Annotated in this window: 13 protein-coding genes and 1 pseudogene; 4 read left to right on the top strand and 10 right to left on the bottom strand. The window is 71.6% G+C overall.

Annotated features, from left to right (window positions below; all coding sequences use genetic code 11):
- Positions 1 to 52 precede the first annotated feature (52 nt).
- The 10 genes from ABD339_RS21695 to ABD339_RS21650 all read right to left on the bottom strand — a co-directional run bounded on the left by ABD339_RS21695 (position 53) and on the right by ABD339_RS21650 (position 10,260).
- On the bottom strand, positions 53 to 1,771 hold the full coding sequence (locus ABD339_RS21695) for an NADH-quinone oxidoreductase subunit N (RefSeq protein ID WP_344568069.1): 1,719 nt from the start codon (positions 1,769 to 1,771) through the stop codon (positions 53 to 55).
- Positions 1,768 to 3,348 (bottom strand): complex I subunit 4 family protein, encoded by a 1,581-nt coding sequence (locus ABD339_RS21690; RefSeq protein ID WP_344568122.1) that lies wholly within the window; start codon positions 3,346 to 3,348, stop codon positions 1,768 to 1,770. The genes ABD339_RS21695 and ABD339_RS21690 overlap by 4 nt, the downstream gene beginning before the upstream one ends.
- 25 nt (positions 3,349 to 3,373) lie before the next feature.
- Positions 3,374 to 5,569, bottom strand: a complete 2,196-nt coding sequence (locus ABD339_RS21685) for an NADH-quinone oxidoreductase subunit 5 family protein (protein ID WP_344568068.1) — start codon at positions 5,567 to 5,569, stop codon at positions 3,374 to 3,376.
- A complete protein-coding gene (gene nuoK, locus ABD339_RS21680; protein WP_344568067.1) occupies positions 5,566 to 6,009 on the bottom strand; it encodes an NADH-quinone oxidoreductase subunit NuoK in 444 nt (147 codons plus the stop codon). The genes ABD339_RS21685 and nuoK overlap by 4 nt, the downstream gene beginning before the upstream one ends.
- Positions 6,009 to 6,623, bottom strand: a complete 615-nt coding sequence (locus ABD339_RS21675) for an NADH-quinone oxidoreductase subunit J family protein (RefSeq protein ID WP_344568066.1) — start codon at positions 6,621 to 6,623, stop codon at positions 6,009 to 6,011. Before ABD339_RS21675 ends, nuoK begins: the two co-directional genes overlap by 1 nt.
- Positions 6,620 to 7,177, bottom strand: coding sequence for a 4Fe-4S binding protein (locus tag ABD339_RS21670; RefSeq protein ID WP_344568121.1), 558 nt, complete (start codon positions 7,175 to 7,177; stop codon positions 6,620 to 6,622). The genes ABD339_RS21675 and ABD339_RS21670 overlap by 4 nt, the downstream gene beginning before the upstream one ends.
- A 77-nt stretch (positions 7,178 to 7,254) precedes the next feature.
- Positions 7,255 to 8,214, bottom strand: a complete 960-nt coding sequence (locus tag ABD339_RS21665; RefSeq protein WP_344568120.1) for a complex I subunit 1/NuoH family protein — start codon at positions 8,212 to 8,214, stop codon at positions 7,255 to 7,257.
- A complete protein-coding gene (locus tag ABD339_RS21660) occupies positions 8,211 to 9,263 on the bottom strand; it encodes an NADH-quinone oxidoreductase subunit C (protein ID WP_344568065.1) in 1,053 nt (350 codons plus the stop codon). Before ABD339_RS21660 ends, ABD339_RS21665 begins: the two co-directional genes overlap by 4 nt.
- A complete protein-coding gene (locus ABD339_RS21655) occupies positions 9,260 to 9,898 on the bottom strand; it encodes an NADH-quinone oxidoreductase subunit B (RefSeq protein ID WP_344568064.1) in 639 nt (212 codons plus the stop codon). The genes ABD339_RS21660 and ABD339_RS21655 overlap by 4 nt, the downstream gene beginning before the upstream one ends.
- Positions 9,889 to 10,260: an NADH-quinone oxidoreductase subunit A gene (locus ABD339_RS21650; protein WP_344568063.1), complete on the bottom strand. Its 372-nt coding sequence runs from the start codon at positions 10,258 to 10,260 to the stop codon at positions 9,889 to 9,891. The genes ABD339_RS21655 and ABD339_RS21650 overlap by 10 nt, the downstream gene beginning before the upstream one ends.
- 364 nt (positions 10,261 to 10,624) lie before the next feature.
- On the opposite strand from ABD339_RS21650, the gene ABD339_RS21645 reads away from it, so the two are divergent.
- The 4 genes and pseudogenes from ABD339_RS21645 to ABD339_RS21630 all read left to right on the top strand — a co-directional run bounded on the left by ABD339_RS21645 (position 10,625) and on the right by ABD339_RS21630 (position 14,685).
- The gene (locus ABD339_RS21645; protein ID WP_344568119.1) at positions 10,625 to 11,326 is read left to right on the top strand and encodes a sensor domain-containing protein; all 702 of its coding nucleotides are present in this window, start codon (positions 10,625 to 10,627) and stop codon (positions 11,324 to 11,326) included.
- Positions 11,320 to 11,397, top strand: a pseudogene (locus ABD339_RS21640) (DNA-binding response regulator); the annotation flags it as partial. The gene ABD339_RS21645 and the pseudogene ABD339_RS21640, both read left to right, overlap by 7 nt.
- 212 nt (positions 11,398 to 11,609) lie before the next feature.
- Positions 11,610 to 13,547, top strand: a complete 1,938-nt coding sequence (locus ABD339_RS21635) for a 2-oxoacid:acceptor oxidoreductase subunit alpha (protein ID WP_344568062.1) — start codon at positions 11,610 to 11,612, stop codon at positions 13,545 to 13,547.
- Complete coding sequence (locus ABD339_RS21630; RefSeq protein WP_344568061.1) at positions 13,540 to 14,685, top strand: 2-oxoacid:ferredoxin oxidoreductase subunit beta; 1,146 nt, start codon at positions 13,540 to 13,542, stop codon at positions 14,683 to 14,685. The genes ABD339_RS21635 and ABD339_RS21630 overlap by 8 nt, the downstream gene beginning before the upstream one ends.
- Positions 14,686 to 14,864 lie beyond the last annotated feature (179 nt).

Genomic DNA, 14,864 nt, shown 5'->3' with positions numbered 1-14,864 from the left:
GAGAGCCGGGGCGGGGCGGAGTGGGGTGAGGGAGGTTTGGGGCGAGCGCGCGTCAGAAGAGCGCCGTGTCCGCGAAGCGGAGGAGGAGCTGCGGCGCACCGGATGCCACGAGGGCGAGGAGGCCGGTGAGTGCGATCGTCGCGGTGAGCGGCAGTGCGAGGCGGCGCGGACGCGGGCGCGTGCCGGGCCCGGCCGCCACCGGCTCGCCCGTACGGCCGTGCTCCTCCCCGGCGGTCTCCCCCGTGGGACGGCCGTCACCGGCCGGGCGGAAGAGCAGCGCCGTCCAGCGCAGGTAGTACACCAGCGCGATCACGACGTTCACCGCCATGACGACCGCGAGCCAGCCCAGGCCCGCATCGACGGCGGCGCCGAAGACGGTCACCTTGGCGAACAGTCCGATGACACCAGGTGGCAAGCCCGCCAGGCACAGCAGGAAGAAGCCCATCGCGAGCGCGGTCAGCGGGCGTGCGGAGACCAGGCCCCGGAAGTCGTCGAGACGGTGCCCGGAGACTCCGTCGTCCACCGGGTCCGCTCCCGCCGTACCCGATTCCGCCCCGTCGGCTCCTGCCGTCGCACCGGCCGGCCCCGCGGCGCGTACGGCCGCGACGACGGCGAAGGCGCCGAGGTTCACCACCGCGTACATCAGCGCGTAGGCCAAGGTCGCGCCGATCGCCGCCGAGGGGTCGTCGGCCCGGCCCGCGTACCCGGCCGAGGCGATCGGGACGAGCAGATAGCCCGCCTGCCCCACCGACGACCAGGCCAGCAGGCGCACCGCGCTGTGGGCCCCCGCGGCGCGCTGGCGCAGCGCCGCGAGGTTGCCGACGCTCATGGTGAGCGCCGCCAGCACCGCCAGCGCCGGGCCCCACAGGTGCGCGTACGAGGGGAAGGCCCGCACGGTCACCAGGATCAGTCCGGTGAGGCCCGCGACCTTGCCGACCACCGACAGGTAGGCGGCGACCGGCACCGGGGCGCCCACGTAGGTCTCGGGCACCCAGAAGTGGAAGGGCGCGGCCCCCGCCTTGAAGGCGAAGCCCACCAGGGTGAGCACGACGCCGGTGGCGGCCAGGGTCTCCAGTCGGCTGTCGGCGCCCGGCAGGCCCTCGGCGACGGCGCTCAGATGCATGCTCCCGGTCGCGGCGTAGACGAAACTGACGCCCAGGAGCATCACGGCGGTCGCGGTGACCGAGGAGAGGAAGAACTTCAGCGCCGACTCGGACGACAGCCGCCACCCGCGCCGCAGCCCCACCAGCGCGAACGCGGGCAGCGAGACGACCTCCAGCGCGACCACGAGCGTGGCCAGGTCCCGGGCCGCGGGCAGCAGCGCCGCACCGGATGCCGAGGAGAGCAGCAGGAACCAGAACTCCCCCGCGGGCAGTTCCTCGTCGCGTACGGCCGAAACGGACAGCAGCGCCGTCACGAAGGCGCCGCCCAGAACGAGCAACTGGATGGTGAGCGTAAACGGGTCGGCGACATAGCTGCACGCCCCGTTCCCCGAGGTCAGGCAGAACGTCGAGCGGTCCGCGCCGATCAGCGGGACGATGGCCAGCCCGGCCAGCGCGAGCCCTCCGGTGGCCAGCCATCCGAGCAGCGCTTTGTGCCGCTCCGCCAGGAAGAGATCGGCCACCAGGACCACGAGGGCGAAGAGGGCGGCCAACGCGGGGGGTGCGATGGCCGCCCAGTCCACGCTCTGGACGAGGTGCTGGGCGTTCCCGGTGCTGTGCGCACCGAGCCGCTGAACGCTCTCGGAGGCGAGAGTCACTGGCGCTGTCATCGGGTCACTCCTGGCAGGAGGCTCTGCACGGCCGGATCGGTCAGCCCCAGCAGCGCCGCGGGCCACAGCCCGGCGAGGACGGTGAGGACGACCAGCGGCGTCCAGGCCGCGAATTCATGGGGCCGCACATCCGGCAGGTCCCGCACCCCCGGCTCGGCGGCGGGGCGTCCCGGTCCCGCCCCGTCCGGATCGCCCATGCACACGCGGCGTACGACCAGCAGCATGTAGGCGGCCGTCAGCAAGGTGCCCAGGGCTCCCAGGACCATGAAGACCAGGTAGGCGGGGCGGCTGAGCCCGGCGGCCGGGTGGTAGGCGCCCAGCAGCGCCAGCAGCTCGCCCCAGAAGCCGGCCAGTCCGGGCAGGCCGAGGGAGGCGACGGCGCCGAAGGCGAGGATCCCGCCGAACCGCGGCGCCCTCCCGTAGAGCGCGGCGCCCGTCGCACCGGCCAGGCTGTCCAGGTCACTGGTGCCCATGCGGTCCTTGAGCGCGCCGACGAGGAAGAAGAGCAGCCCGGTGATGAGGCCGTGCGCGACGTTGGCGAACAGCGCGCCGTTGACACCCGTATGGGTGAGGGTGGCGATACCGAGCAGCACGAAGCCCATGTGGCCGACGGAGGAGTAGGCGATCAGCCGCTTGAGGTCCCCGCCCGCTCCCTCACGTACGAGGGCGAGGCAGGCCAGCGACCCGTAGATGATCCCGACGGCCCCGAAGGCCGCCAGATACGGCGCGAAGGTGTGGATGCCCTCCGGCACCCCGGCCAGCAGGATCCGGACGAATCCGTAGGTGCCCATTTTCAGCAGCACTCCGGCGAGCAGCACCGAGCCCACCGTGGGCGCGGCCGTGTGCGCGTCCGGCAGCCAGCTGTGCAGCGGCCACATGGGCGCCTTGACGGCGAGGCCGATGCCGATGGCCAGGGCCGCGAGCAGCTGGGTGGTGTGGCCGAGGCCGGAGCCGCGTTCCTGGGCGAGCCGCACCATGTCGAACGTTCCGGCGTTCAGCCCGATCAGGAGCAGGCCCAGGAGCATCACCACGGAGCCGAGGAGCGTGTAGAGGATGAACTTCCACGCGGCGGCGGCCCGTCCTGCCCCGCCCCACCTGGCGATCAGGAAGTACATCGGGATGAGGACCATCTCGAACGCCAGGAAGAACAGCATCAGGTCGAGCACCGCGAAGGTGGCCAGCGTGCCGCACTCCAGCGCGAGCAGCAGGGCGACGAACGCCCTCGGGCTGGGCCCCTGCGGCATCTTGGCGTAGCTGTAGAGCGCGCACAGGAATGTCAGCAGCGCGCTCAGCACGAGCAGCGGCAGGGAGATCCCGTCGGTCCCGAAGTGCAGCCGGACGCCCAGCGCCGGGATCCAGCCGACGTCCGTCTCGGCCTGCATGGTGCCCGGGTTGTCGTGATCGAAGCCGAGTGCCAATGCGACGGTGAGGGCCAGCACCACGCCGGTGACGGTCACTCCGTGCCGCAGGACGGCCTGCTCCGGGCTGCGTCCGCGCAGTCCGGGCGGCGCGGGCAGCAGCGCGGCCAGGGCGCCGAGCAGCGGCAGGGCGACGACGGCGACGAGGAGCGCCTGCATCACTGTCTCGTCGAGCGGGATCACGTCACGCCCCTCCGTTCCCTGTCGCGGCCAGTACGGCGGCGATGGCGAGCACCAGCGAGCCCGTCAGCAGCGCGCCCAGGTAGGTCTGCACGTTGCCGGTCTGCGCGCGGCGCACGGCGGCGCCCAGCAGCCGGGAGCCGCGCCCCGCGCCGTTGACGTAGGCGTCGATGACCTCGCGGTCCAAGAAGCGCACCAGGCGGGCGGCGCCCTGGACGGGGCGGACGACGACGGCCGCGTAGACGGCGTCCAGGTGGAATCCGGCGGCGGCGTGCCGGTGCAGCGGTCCGAGGAGCAGCAGGCCGGGATCCACGTCGTACTCGGGGTGCAGCGCGGCGTGTGCCGTGCTGTGCCGCCAGGTGGCGTACGTCAGGATGCCGCCGACCAGTGACACTCCGGTGGCCAGCACGGAGGTGGTCAAGGTGGGCGTCAGGGAGCGGCCGTCGAACCAGTCGGGCAGCACGAGGAAGCCCAGGCCCAGCGCGAGGGAGGGAAGCGCGAGCACCCACAGGACGGCGGTCATCACGACGGGTTCCCGGGCCTGGCCGTCGTGCGGCCGGCCGGGCGCGGGCATGGCCAGCTCCGTCTCGGGCGCCTGCTGCGGCACCACCTCGGGCACGTGTTCGGCGGCCTTCTCGGAGCCGACGGCGAGCGGCACGGGCCCACTGTTCGCGTCGGCACCGGATGCCCCACCGGATGCCTTGTCGGACGTGGCCGCCGCACCGGATGCTGTGTCGGACGCGGACGCCGCACCGGATGCCGCGCCGTTGCCGGTGGCGAGGGCGCGGGCCGGGGCGCGGTGCGCTCCCCGCAGCAGTTCGGGGGCGCCGGCCAGCAGCCACAGGCGGGCCGCGTAGGCGGCGGTCAGGAGCGCGGTGAGCATCCCGGCGGCCAGGACGATCCATCCGGCGCCCGCCGGAACACCGGGCGCCCCCTCGAACGCCGGATGCGCGTCCCCGAAGGCGGCGTGCTCGGCGGCGGCCAGTACGGCCTCTTTCGAGAAGAATCCGGAGAACGGCGGGATGGCGGCCAGGGCCAGCAGCGCGACGGTCATCGTCCAGAAGGCATCCGGTGCGCGCTTGGCGATGCCCCCCGCCCGGGCCATCAGGGTCAGGGAGTTGGTGCCCGCGGTGTGGATGACGACTCCGGCGGCGAGGAAGAGCAGCGCCTTGAACGCGCCGTGGGTGAGCAGGTGGAAGACGGCGGCGCCCCGGTCGGCGACGGCCAGCGCACCGGCCATGTAGGCGAGTTGGCTGATGGTGGAGAAGGCCAGGACGCGTTTGATGTCGTCCTGGGCGAGCGCCGCGAGCGCGGCACCGGTCATCGTCAGCGCCGCCATCAGCGCCAGGACGACGAGCGCGGCCGAGGACGCGGCGAAGACGGGCAGCAGCCGGGCGACGAAGTAGACGCCGGCGGCGACCATCGTCGCGGCGTGGATCAGCGCGGAGACCGGCGTGGGACCGGCCATGGCGTCCGGCAGCCAGGAGTGCAGCGGGAACAGCGCGGACTTGCCCGCCACTCCGGCGAGCAGCAGCAGCGCGATCAGCGTCGGGTGCGACAGCTCGAATCCGGACAGGGACGAGGTGACCCGGGTGACGACGGTGCTGATGCGGAAGCTGCCCGCCTCGGAGGCCAGCGCCAGGATGCCGATCAAAAAGGGCACGTCCCCGAGTTTGGTGACCAGGAACGCCTTGAGCGAGGCCGAACGGGCGGTGGCCGTCTCCCAGTAGTGCCCGACCAGGAAGTACGAGCAGATGCCCATGATTTCCCAGCCGACGAGCAGCACGATGAGGTCGTCGCTGTAGACGACGAGGAACATCGCGGCGGTGAAGAGGGAGACCAGCGCGGCGTACGAGGAGTAGCGCGGGTCCTCGCGCAGGTATCCGGTGGAATACAGCTGCACGCAGGAGGCGACGACGCCGACGAGCACCGCCACGAGGACGGCGAAGCCGTCGAGTTGGAGGGCGAGCTGGACCGGCAGCGCGGCATTGCCCGTCGGGGTCAGCTCGGTGGCCGCGCGCAACGGCGCACCGCCGCCCTGGCGGACCGCGACGACGACGGCGAGCGCGGCGGCGGCGACCGTCGGCAGGACGGCCAGCGGCCGGACGAAGCCGGGGGCCCGGCGGCCGAGCAGCAGTCCGGCCACGGCGCCGAGAAAGGGCAGCACGGGGACGAACGCTGCCAGGGTCGTGGTGCTCACGCGTGCTGCCTCCCTGCGGAGCCGCCCAGGTCGGAGGGGGTATCGGGGCCGGCGCCAGGGCCGTTGTCAGTGGCGGGTGTCACACTCGCCACATCGCTTGAACCGTCGCCGGAGACGCCCCCTGGCGGGCCGCCGTCCTCACGGAGGCCCCTGAGTCTGTCGATGTCCGAGCTGCCGCTGTCGCGGTGGACGAGCAGGACGATCGCCAGACCGATGCCGATCTCCGCCGCGGCGATGGCGATCGTGAAGAGCGTGAGCGCCTGGCCCGCGTGCAGCGTGTCGCGGAGCCAGACGTCGAAGGCGACGAGGTTGAGGTTGACGGCGTTGAGCATCAGCTCGACCGACATCAGCACGAGGATGGCGTTCCTGCGGGCCAGTACCCCGTAGAGCCCCACGCAGAAGAGGAGCACGGCGAGCACGGCCGGATAGGCGAGGTGCATCAGCGCCCGCCTCTCTTGTGCCGCTTGGAGAGCACGATCGCGCCGACGAGCGCGGCCAGAAGGAGGACGGAGAGCGCTTCGAAGGGCAGCACCCAGTGCCGGAAAAGGGCGACACCGGTGACCTTGGTCGAGCCCGCCACGGCGCCGTCGAGGTCGATCCAGGTGGAGCGGAAGGCGTCGATGACAACGGTCACCAAGGTGGCCGCGGTGGCGAGGGCGACGGCGAGCGCGATCCAGCGGTTGCCGGAATCGGCGTCCGATGTCGCTTTCGCGCGAAGCGCGGCATATGAAGGGTGGTGGCGGGAGACGGGCGGGACTATGGGGGCCTTGGTCAGCATCAATCCGAACAGGAGGAGAACGATGACGGATCCCACGTAGATCAGCACCTGCACCCAGGCGATGAACTCCGCGGTCAGGAGCAGATATTCGACGGCGACCCCGCCGAGCGCCGCCACCAGCCACAGCGCGGCGTGCACGAGCTGTCTGGTGGTGACGGTGATCAGCGCTGCGCCGAGAGTGGCGAGGCCGACGAGGAGGAAGACGATCTCGACCCCGGTCGGGGAGAGAAATCCGGGGTGGCCGGCGGCGAGCGGGTGCGCGTCGGCGAGGCTCATGCGTCGCCCTCCGCCCGCGGCTCTTCCGGCGAGGGCTGCTCCGGTTGTCGAGCCGATGGGGGCTGCTCCTCGACGGCTGCCGACTGCTCGGCGGCGGACAGCTTGTCGGCGGTCTTGCGGGCCGTCGCCAGCTCCTTGGGCTCCTCGGCCGCCTCGTCCAGCGCGGGCGGCTCGGGCACGGTCCACATCCACTCGCGGAGCCGGTCGCGCTCGTGGGTCAGCTCGTGGATGTCGGTCTCCGCGTACTCGAACTCCGGCGACCAGAACAAGGCGTCGAAAGGACAGACCTCGATGCAGATACCGCAGTACATGCACAGGGCGAAGTCGATGGCGAAGCGGTCCAGCACGTTCCGGCTGCGCTCCCGGCCGCCGGGCGCCGCCGGGGGCACGGTCTCCTTGTGGGAGTCGATGTAGATGCACCAGTCGGGGCACTCGCGCGCGCAGAGCATGCACACGGTGCAGTTCTCCTCGAACAGACCGATCACGCCCCGGGTGCGGGGCGGCAGTTCGGGCTGCGCGTCCGGGTAGTGCTCGGTGACCGAGCGACGGGTCATCGTACGGAGGGTGACGGCCAGGCCCTTGGCCAGGCCCGAGCCGAAGACCCCCCGCTCGGAAGCCGCGCGTGCCACGGCTACATCACCACCTTGACGACGCCGGTGAGGGCGATCTGGAAGAGGGCGAGCGGCACGAGCGCCGTCCACGCCAGCCGCTGGATCTGGTCCTCGCGCAACCGCGGATAGCTGACCCGGAGCCAGATGACACCGAAGGCGAGGATCCCGGTCTTGAGCAGCATCCACACCCAGCCGAGGCTTCCGGCCGCGGGGCCGTGCCAGCCACCGAGGAAGAGCACGGCGGTGAGTGCGGAGAGGACGACGATGCCGGCGTACTCGGCGAGCAGGAAGAGCGCGAAGCGCAGGCCCGTGTACTCGGTGTACGCGCCGAAGATGATCTCCGAGTCGGCCACCGGCGCGTCGAAGGGCGGCCGTTGCAGCTCCGCGAGACCGGCCGTGAAGAAGACGACGGCGCCGACCAGCTGCCATGGCAGCCACCACCACTCCCACACGCCGAGGATCCCCGGGAGGGAGAGGGTGCCCGCCGCCATGGCCACGGAGGCGGCGGCGAGCAGCATGGGCAGCTCATACGCCAAGAGCTGAGCCGCGGTACGCAGGCCGCCGAGGAGGGAGAACTTGTTGGCCGAGGCCCAGCCGCCCATGAGCGAGCCGAGGATGCCGACACCCATGACGGCGAGGACGAAGAAGATCCCCGCGTCCAGGGCCTGGATGACGCCGCCGCCGGGTGCGACGGGGATCGCGACCAGCACGAGCAGATAGGGCAGCAGCGCCAGCGCCGGGGCGAGTTGGAAGACCCGGCGGTCCGCGCCGTCGGGGACGATGTCCTCTTTCTGGGCGAACTTGACGCCGTCGGCGACGAGTTGGGCCCAGCCGTGGAAGCCCCCGGCGTACATCGGCCCGACGCGGCCCTGCATATGCGCCATGACCTTGTGCTCGGTCTGGCCCACGAGGAGGGGCAGGACGAGGAAGGCGAGCAGTACAGCGACGATACGGAGAGTGACGTCGAGGGCGTCCATCAGTCCTCGTCCCTCCGGTTCTCGTCACCTGTCTCCGCGCCCGCGTCGGATGCCCCGGCGCCCGCGTCGGCCCCGGGCTCCGTGTCGGTGCCGGACTCCGTGTCGGTGCCGGACTCCGCGTTGTCGGTGCCGGCCCCGGTCTCGGCGGGGGGCGCCTCGGGAGTGTGGTGCCAGGGAGCATCCGAGGAGCGGGGAGCCTGCGCACCGGATGCCTTGCCGCGTCCGGCGGCCGACCACTCGGAAGGCGCCGGCTTCGGCTCGGCGGGCTTCGGCTCGGTGGACGACGTCTCCTTGCCCCCCGTCTCCTCGCTCGCCGTAGGCGCCCCAGGTGTCCCGGACTCCGCAGGTGCGGCGGCTCCCCGCTGGGAGGCAGAGCCCGCGCTCGCCGAGCGGGCGCGGCGCGGGCTGTCCCTCGTCGCGGTGCGGCGGGTGCGCTCCCGGGCCGGGGCCGGAGGGAGCTGGCCCTTGAGGGGGCCCCACTCGTTGGGGTCGGGAACACCGGGGGGCAGCATCTGGCGGCGCTTGGGACCGCCGTGCCCCGACTCCCCCGGCTCCTTGGCGCCGGGCCACGCCTTGGCGACGCGTGCCGCGAGAACGAAGTCCTTGCGCAGCGGATGTCCTTCGAAAGTGTCCGGCAACAGCAGCGGGACGAGGTGCGGGTGGCCGGGGAAGTCCACGCCGAACATCTCGTGGGTCTCGCGCTCGTGCCAGGCGGCGCCCGCGTACACACCGGTCGCGGTGGGCAGCGCGGGGGCCTCGTGCGGCACCGTCGTACGGACGATCAGCCGGTGCGTCCCGGCCCGGCCCGCCGCGGGCAGCGCCACCAGGTGGGCGCAGACGCGGAATCCGGTGCCGGGCTCGTCCACGGCGCTGAGCCAGTCGAAGAAGGTGCAGCCCAGTTCGTCACGCGCGGTCGTCAGCGCCGCGATCCACGCCTCGGCGGGCACATCGACGGTGAGCAGCCCGTAGGCGTGCTCGGCCGTCGCGCCCTCGCCGAACAGGTCGTCGGCAGCGCGCGGCAGCCAGCCCGGATGCTCTGCCGGGGCGGTCACGTCCGCTCCCCCTCGCCGTCCGGATGCCCGGCATCCGGCGAGGGGTCGGGCTGCGGCGAGGGGCCGGGCCGCGGCGGGGTCACCAGACCGCTGGTGAGGGCCGCGGCGGAGGTGCGGCCGGCGTAGCGCTCGGACGTCGATTCGGCGGCGATCTTCTCCTGGAGCTTCAGCACACCCTGGAGCAGCGCCTCGGGGCGGGGCGGGCAGCCGGGCACATAGACATCGACGGGGATGATCTGGTCCACGCCCTTGGTGACGGCGTACGAGTCCCAGTAGGGGCCGCCGCAGTTGGAGCAGGCGCCGAAGGAGATCACGTACTTCGGCTCGGGCATCTGCTCGTAGAGCCGCTTGACCGCGGGGGCCATCTTGTCGGTGACCGTGCCCGAGACCACCATCAGATCGGCCTGCCGGGGGCCAGGGGCGAACGGGATCACGCCCAGCCGGATGAAGTCGTGCCGGGCCATGGACGCGGCGATGAACTCGATGGCGCAGCAGGCCAGCCCGAAGTTGAAGACCCACAGGCTGTAGCGGCGGCCCCAGTTGAGCACCACCTTCATCGGCTCGGGCGCCAGCCGGGCGAGCGGGCCGAGCCTGGGTCCGTCCGGCCGGCCTCTTTCGGAGATCGTTACGTCCATTCCAGGACGCCCTTCTTGTACGCGTACAGCAGGCCGACGGCCAGGAAGCCGAGGAAGAGGAACATCTCCGCCAACGTGACCCCGCCGAACCCCGGCGCGTCGAAAATCGTGGCCCAGGGGAAGAGGAAAACGGAATCGACGGCGAAGACGACGTACAGGAAGGCGTAGACGTAGTAGCGGATCTGCGTGTGCGCCCAGCCCTCGCCGACCGGATCGACTCCGCACTCGTAGGTCAGCATCTTCTCGCGGGTGGGAACGACCGGCCGCAGCAGCCGCCCGGCGGAGAAGGCCACACAGACGAAGAGCACCCCGACAACGGCGACCAGCCCGACGACCGAATAGCCGTGGAAGTAGTCCGGCACGTCCGCCCCGTCCTGTGTGGTGTGTCGCCTGTGTCGTGTCGAATCGGTGTGTACGTTCGAGGATCTGTCGCACGGGAGTCTAGGCCCTGAGCGGGCCGGCGAGGACAGCCGCGTCACACTCCGGTGGGCGCGAAAGGCACGCGCTCCGGCAAGGTGCGGGTCACGCGCTCCGGACACAGCGAGGGCAGTGAAGGTGGGGTTAACCCCACCCCGATCCTCCGGTATCCACCATGGCAACCCCCGGGGCCGAGCGAGCACGCTGGAGACATGAACACGAGCCCGCCGCCCCTCTCTTCGCCCGCCGGAGAGTGCGGTGGGGCCTCTTCGGATTCGGAACCGCGCGGTGCGGCTCCCCCTCGGCGGCATGGTGCGGCATCATCCGGGGCGCGCCGCCAGGAGCGGGTGCGCGACGCGGGTCTGGGGCGCACAGCAGGGGCTTGCGGCGCGCGGCAGGACCGAGGCCCCCGGCAGGCCACATGCTCCTGTCGGCTGTCGGCACGTCCGGTGCCGGACGCTGCCCGGGGCGAGGGCCCGCGGCCCCTGCCGAAGGGCTTCCACACGCCGCAGACGTGGCGGGAGGCCGCAGACGTGGCGGGAGACAGCGCACTTCCTCCTCAGCGCCAGCACGGACACCCTCGGGTCCTTCCGCATCGCGGCCGGCGTCTTGTTCGGCGGCCTGCTCGCGCTGACCGTCGTCCGGCTGCCCGCGCCGGCCTTCCTGCTGCTCGGATGCCGGCGGATCGGAAAGTTCGAGCGGGCCCGCGCCCGGGTGCTGCTGCGGCTGTCCATCGCCGAGCCCAGCCCGCTGCGCCCTGACCGACCGGGCTTCCTGAGCTGGATACGGGCCCAGGTGAAGGATCCGATGGCCTGGCGACAGGCGCTGTACTCCTTCATCACGCTGCCGTGGGGAAGGTTCACCGGCATCGTGACGGGGTGCGCGCTGGTGGCGTTCCCCGCCCTGCCGCGGGGGGCCAGAGGACTGACGAACGCCGGCCGGCTGCTGATACGGGCCCTGCTGGAGCGGCGCCCCGGCGGTCCCACCACCATTCGCCGCCCAACTTCCTGAAGCTCGGCCTCTCCCAGAGTGACGCGGATCACCGCCGAGTCCTGGCCGTGCTCACCTATCCGGACTCCTGACGGGGCAGATAGAGGTAAAGAGCGGGAAGACAGCGGGCAAGGGCGGGAAAAGGGGCGCTTGAGGAGCGCTCCAGGGGGTGGGCTGATCGTGGCAGCGCAGGGTGGAGGGGTGTCTCAGAACGCTGTCCACCATGAGAACACCTGCGGGAAGGCAACCCTTAGCGACGTACGATGGCTGGCGAGCCGCCGCCTTGAGGGAGGTCCGATCCACCGTGACCAGTCAGGTCAGTAGCCCAGCCGGGCAGCAGTCCGGCCCCGAAGGGGGCCAGGACAGCAGCGGGGACGCCGTCAGCAAAGAGGTCCGGCGCCTCGACCGGGTCATCATCCGGTTCGCCGGGGACTCCGGCGACGGTATGCAGCTCACCGGTGACCGCTTCACATCCGAGACCGCGTCGTTCGGGAACGACCTCTCGACGCTGCCGAACTTCCCGGCCGAGATCCGCGCCCCCGCAGGCACCCTGCCCGGCGTCTCCAGCTTCCAGCTGCACTTCGCCGACCACGACATCCTCACCCCGGGTGACGCGCCGGACGTGCTGGTGGCCATGAACCCGGCGGCGTTGAAGGCGAACATCGCGGACGTGCCGCGCGGCGCCGAGATCATCGTGAACACGGACGAGTTCACCAAGCGGGCGATGGCGAAGGTGGGCTACGAGAACAGCCCCCTGGAGGACGGTTCGCTGGACGGCTACAGCGTGCACCAGGTGCCGCTGACGACGCTGACCGTCGAGGCGCTCAAGGAGTTCGACCTGGGCCGTAAGGAGGCCGGGCGTTCCAAGAACATGTTCGCGCTGGGCCTGCTGTCATGGATGTACCACCGGCCCACGGAGCAGACCGAGGCGTTCCTGCTGTCGAAGTTCGCCAAGAAACCGGCGGTCGCGAAGGCGAACATCGCGGCGTTCCGCGCGGGCTGGAACTTCGGCGAGACGACCGAGGACTTCGCGGTCTCCTACGAGGTGGCGCCCGCGTCCACCGCCTTCCCGCCGGGGACCTACCGGAACATCTCGGGCAATCTCGCGCTGTCTTACGGACTGGTCGCCGCGTCTCAGCAGGCGGACCTGCCGCTGTTCCTCGGCTCGTACCCCATCACCCCCGCCTCCGACGTGCTGCACGAGCTGAGCAAGCACAAGAACTTCGGGGTGCGCTCCTTCCAGGCCGAGGACGAGATCGCGGGCATCGGTGCCGCGCTCGGCGCCGCCTTCGGGGGCTCACTGGCGGTCACCACGACCTCGGGCCCCGGCGTGGCGCTCAAGTCGGAGACCATCGGCCTGGCCGTCTCCCTGGAGCTGCCGCTGCTGATCATCGACATCCAGCGCGGCGGCCCCTCCACCGGCCTGCCCACCAAGACCGAGCAGGCCGACCTGCTCCAGGCGATGTACGGGCGCAACGGCGAGGCGCCGGTGCCGATCGTGGCGCCGGCCACCCCCGCCGACTGCTTCACCGCGGCGCTGGACGCGGCACAGATCGCGCTGACCTACCGCACCCCGGTCTTCCTGCTCTCGGACGGCTACCTGGCCAACGGCTCCGAGCCCTGGCGGATCCCCGATGTGGGCGAGCTGCCCGATCTGCGGGTGCGCTTCGCCTCGGGGCCCAACCACGAGCTGGCCGACGGCACCGAGGTCTTCTGGCCCTACAAGCGCGATCCGCAGACCCTCGCCCGCCCCTGGGCGGTGCCCGGCACCCCCGGCCTCGAACACCGCATCGGCGGCATCGAGAAGCAGGACGGCACCGGCAACATCTCCTACGACCCGGCCAACCACGACTTCATGGTCCGCACCCGGCAGGGCAAGGTGGACGGCGTCCAGGTGCCGGACCTGGAGGTCAGCGACCCCGGCGGCGAGGCCCGGCTGCTGGTGCTCGGCTGGGGCTCCACCTACGGCCCGATCACCGCCGCCGTACGCCGTATCCGCAACGCCGGGGGCGAGATCGCGCAGGCGCATCTGCGCAACCTCAACCCGTTCCCGCGGAATCTCGGTGAGGTGCTGCGGCGTTACGAGAAGGTGGTCGTGCCCGAGATGAACCTCGGCCAGCTCGCCACTTTGGTCCGCGCCAAGTATCTCGTCGACGCACAGTCGTATACGCAGGTCAACGGCATGCCTTTCAAGGCTGAGCAGCTCGCGACCGCACTCAAGGAGGCCATCGCACATGGCTGAGACGTCCCCCGGTGTCGCTCAGGAGGCCCCCGCGGCCGGGGAGGCCCAGGGCGCGGCGCCCGAGGCGCTGTCACTGGTGCCCCGCGCCGTGGGCAAGCAGACGATGAAGGACTTCAAGTCCGACCAGGAGGTCCGCTGGTGCCCCGGCTGCGGTGACTACGCCGTACTCGCCGCCGTGCAGGGCTTCATGCCCGAGCTGGGCCTGGCGAAGGAGAACATCGTCTTCGTCTCCGGAATCGGGTGCTCCTCGCGCTTCCCGTACTACATGAACACCTACGGGATGCACTCCATCCACGGCCGCGCCCCGGCCATCGCCACGGGTCTGGCCACCTCCCGGCGCGACCTGAGCGTGTGGGTCGTCACCGGCGACGGCGACGCGCTGTCCATCGGCGGCAACCACCTCATCCACGCCCTGCGGCGGAACGTCAACCTCAAGATCCTGCTGTTCAACAACCGGATCTACGGTCTGACCAAGGGGCAGTACAGCCCGACGTCGGAGGCAGGGAAGATCACGAAGTCGACGCCGATGGGGTCGCTGGAATCACCGTTCAACCCCGTCTCGCTGGCGCTCGGCGCCGAGGCCGGTTTCGTGGCCCGTACGGTCGACTCGGACCGCAAGCACCTGACCAGCGTGCTGCGCGCCGCCGCCGATCACCCGGGCACGGCGCTCGTGGAGATCTACCAGAACTGCAACATCTTCAACGACGGCGCCTTCGAGGCGCTCAAGGCCGCGTCTTCCCCACAAGCGGACGACCGGGCCCAGGAAGCCGTGATCCGGCTGGAGCACGGTGAGCCGATCCGCTTCGGCGCGCCCGCCGATGACGGGCTCGGCTCGCAGGGGGTCGTGCGGGACCGCGCCACGGGGGAGCTGCGCGTGGTGGATGTGCGGGAGGAGGGTACGGCCGAGGTACTGGTGCACGACGCGTCCGCCGCCTCCCCGGCCACCGCGTTCGCGCTCTCCCGCCTCGCGGATCCGGACACGCTGTACCGCACCCCGATCGGTGTGCTGCGCGATGTCCGCAGGCCGGTGTACGACACCCAGATGGCGGACCAGCTCGAACGCGCCGTGGAACAGGGCGGCAAGGGAGACCTGTCCGCGCTGCTGCACGGCAACGACACCTGGACGGTCGTGGGCTGACCCGCCACCACAGCAACCCTCCGAGGGCCCGGCACCCCCAGGTGCCGGGCCTTTGTGCTGCCCGGACGCACGAGTGCTGCCCGGACGCACGAGTGCGGCCCCCGCTCCCGTGCGGCCGGAGGGCCGGAGGGCGACAGGACCATAATCCAGGACGGAAATGACAGCGACAGACTCCGGCG

It is taken from the genome of Streptomyces axinellae (assembly GCF_039532135.1).
Classification (GTDB): Bacteria; Actinomycetota; Actinomycetes; order Streptomycetales; family Streptomycetaceae; genus Streptomyces; species Streptomyces axinellae.
The sequence above is the reverse complement of the archived record's forward strand: the minus strand, read 5'-3'. Positions and strand labels throughout refer to the sequence as shown.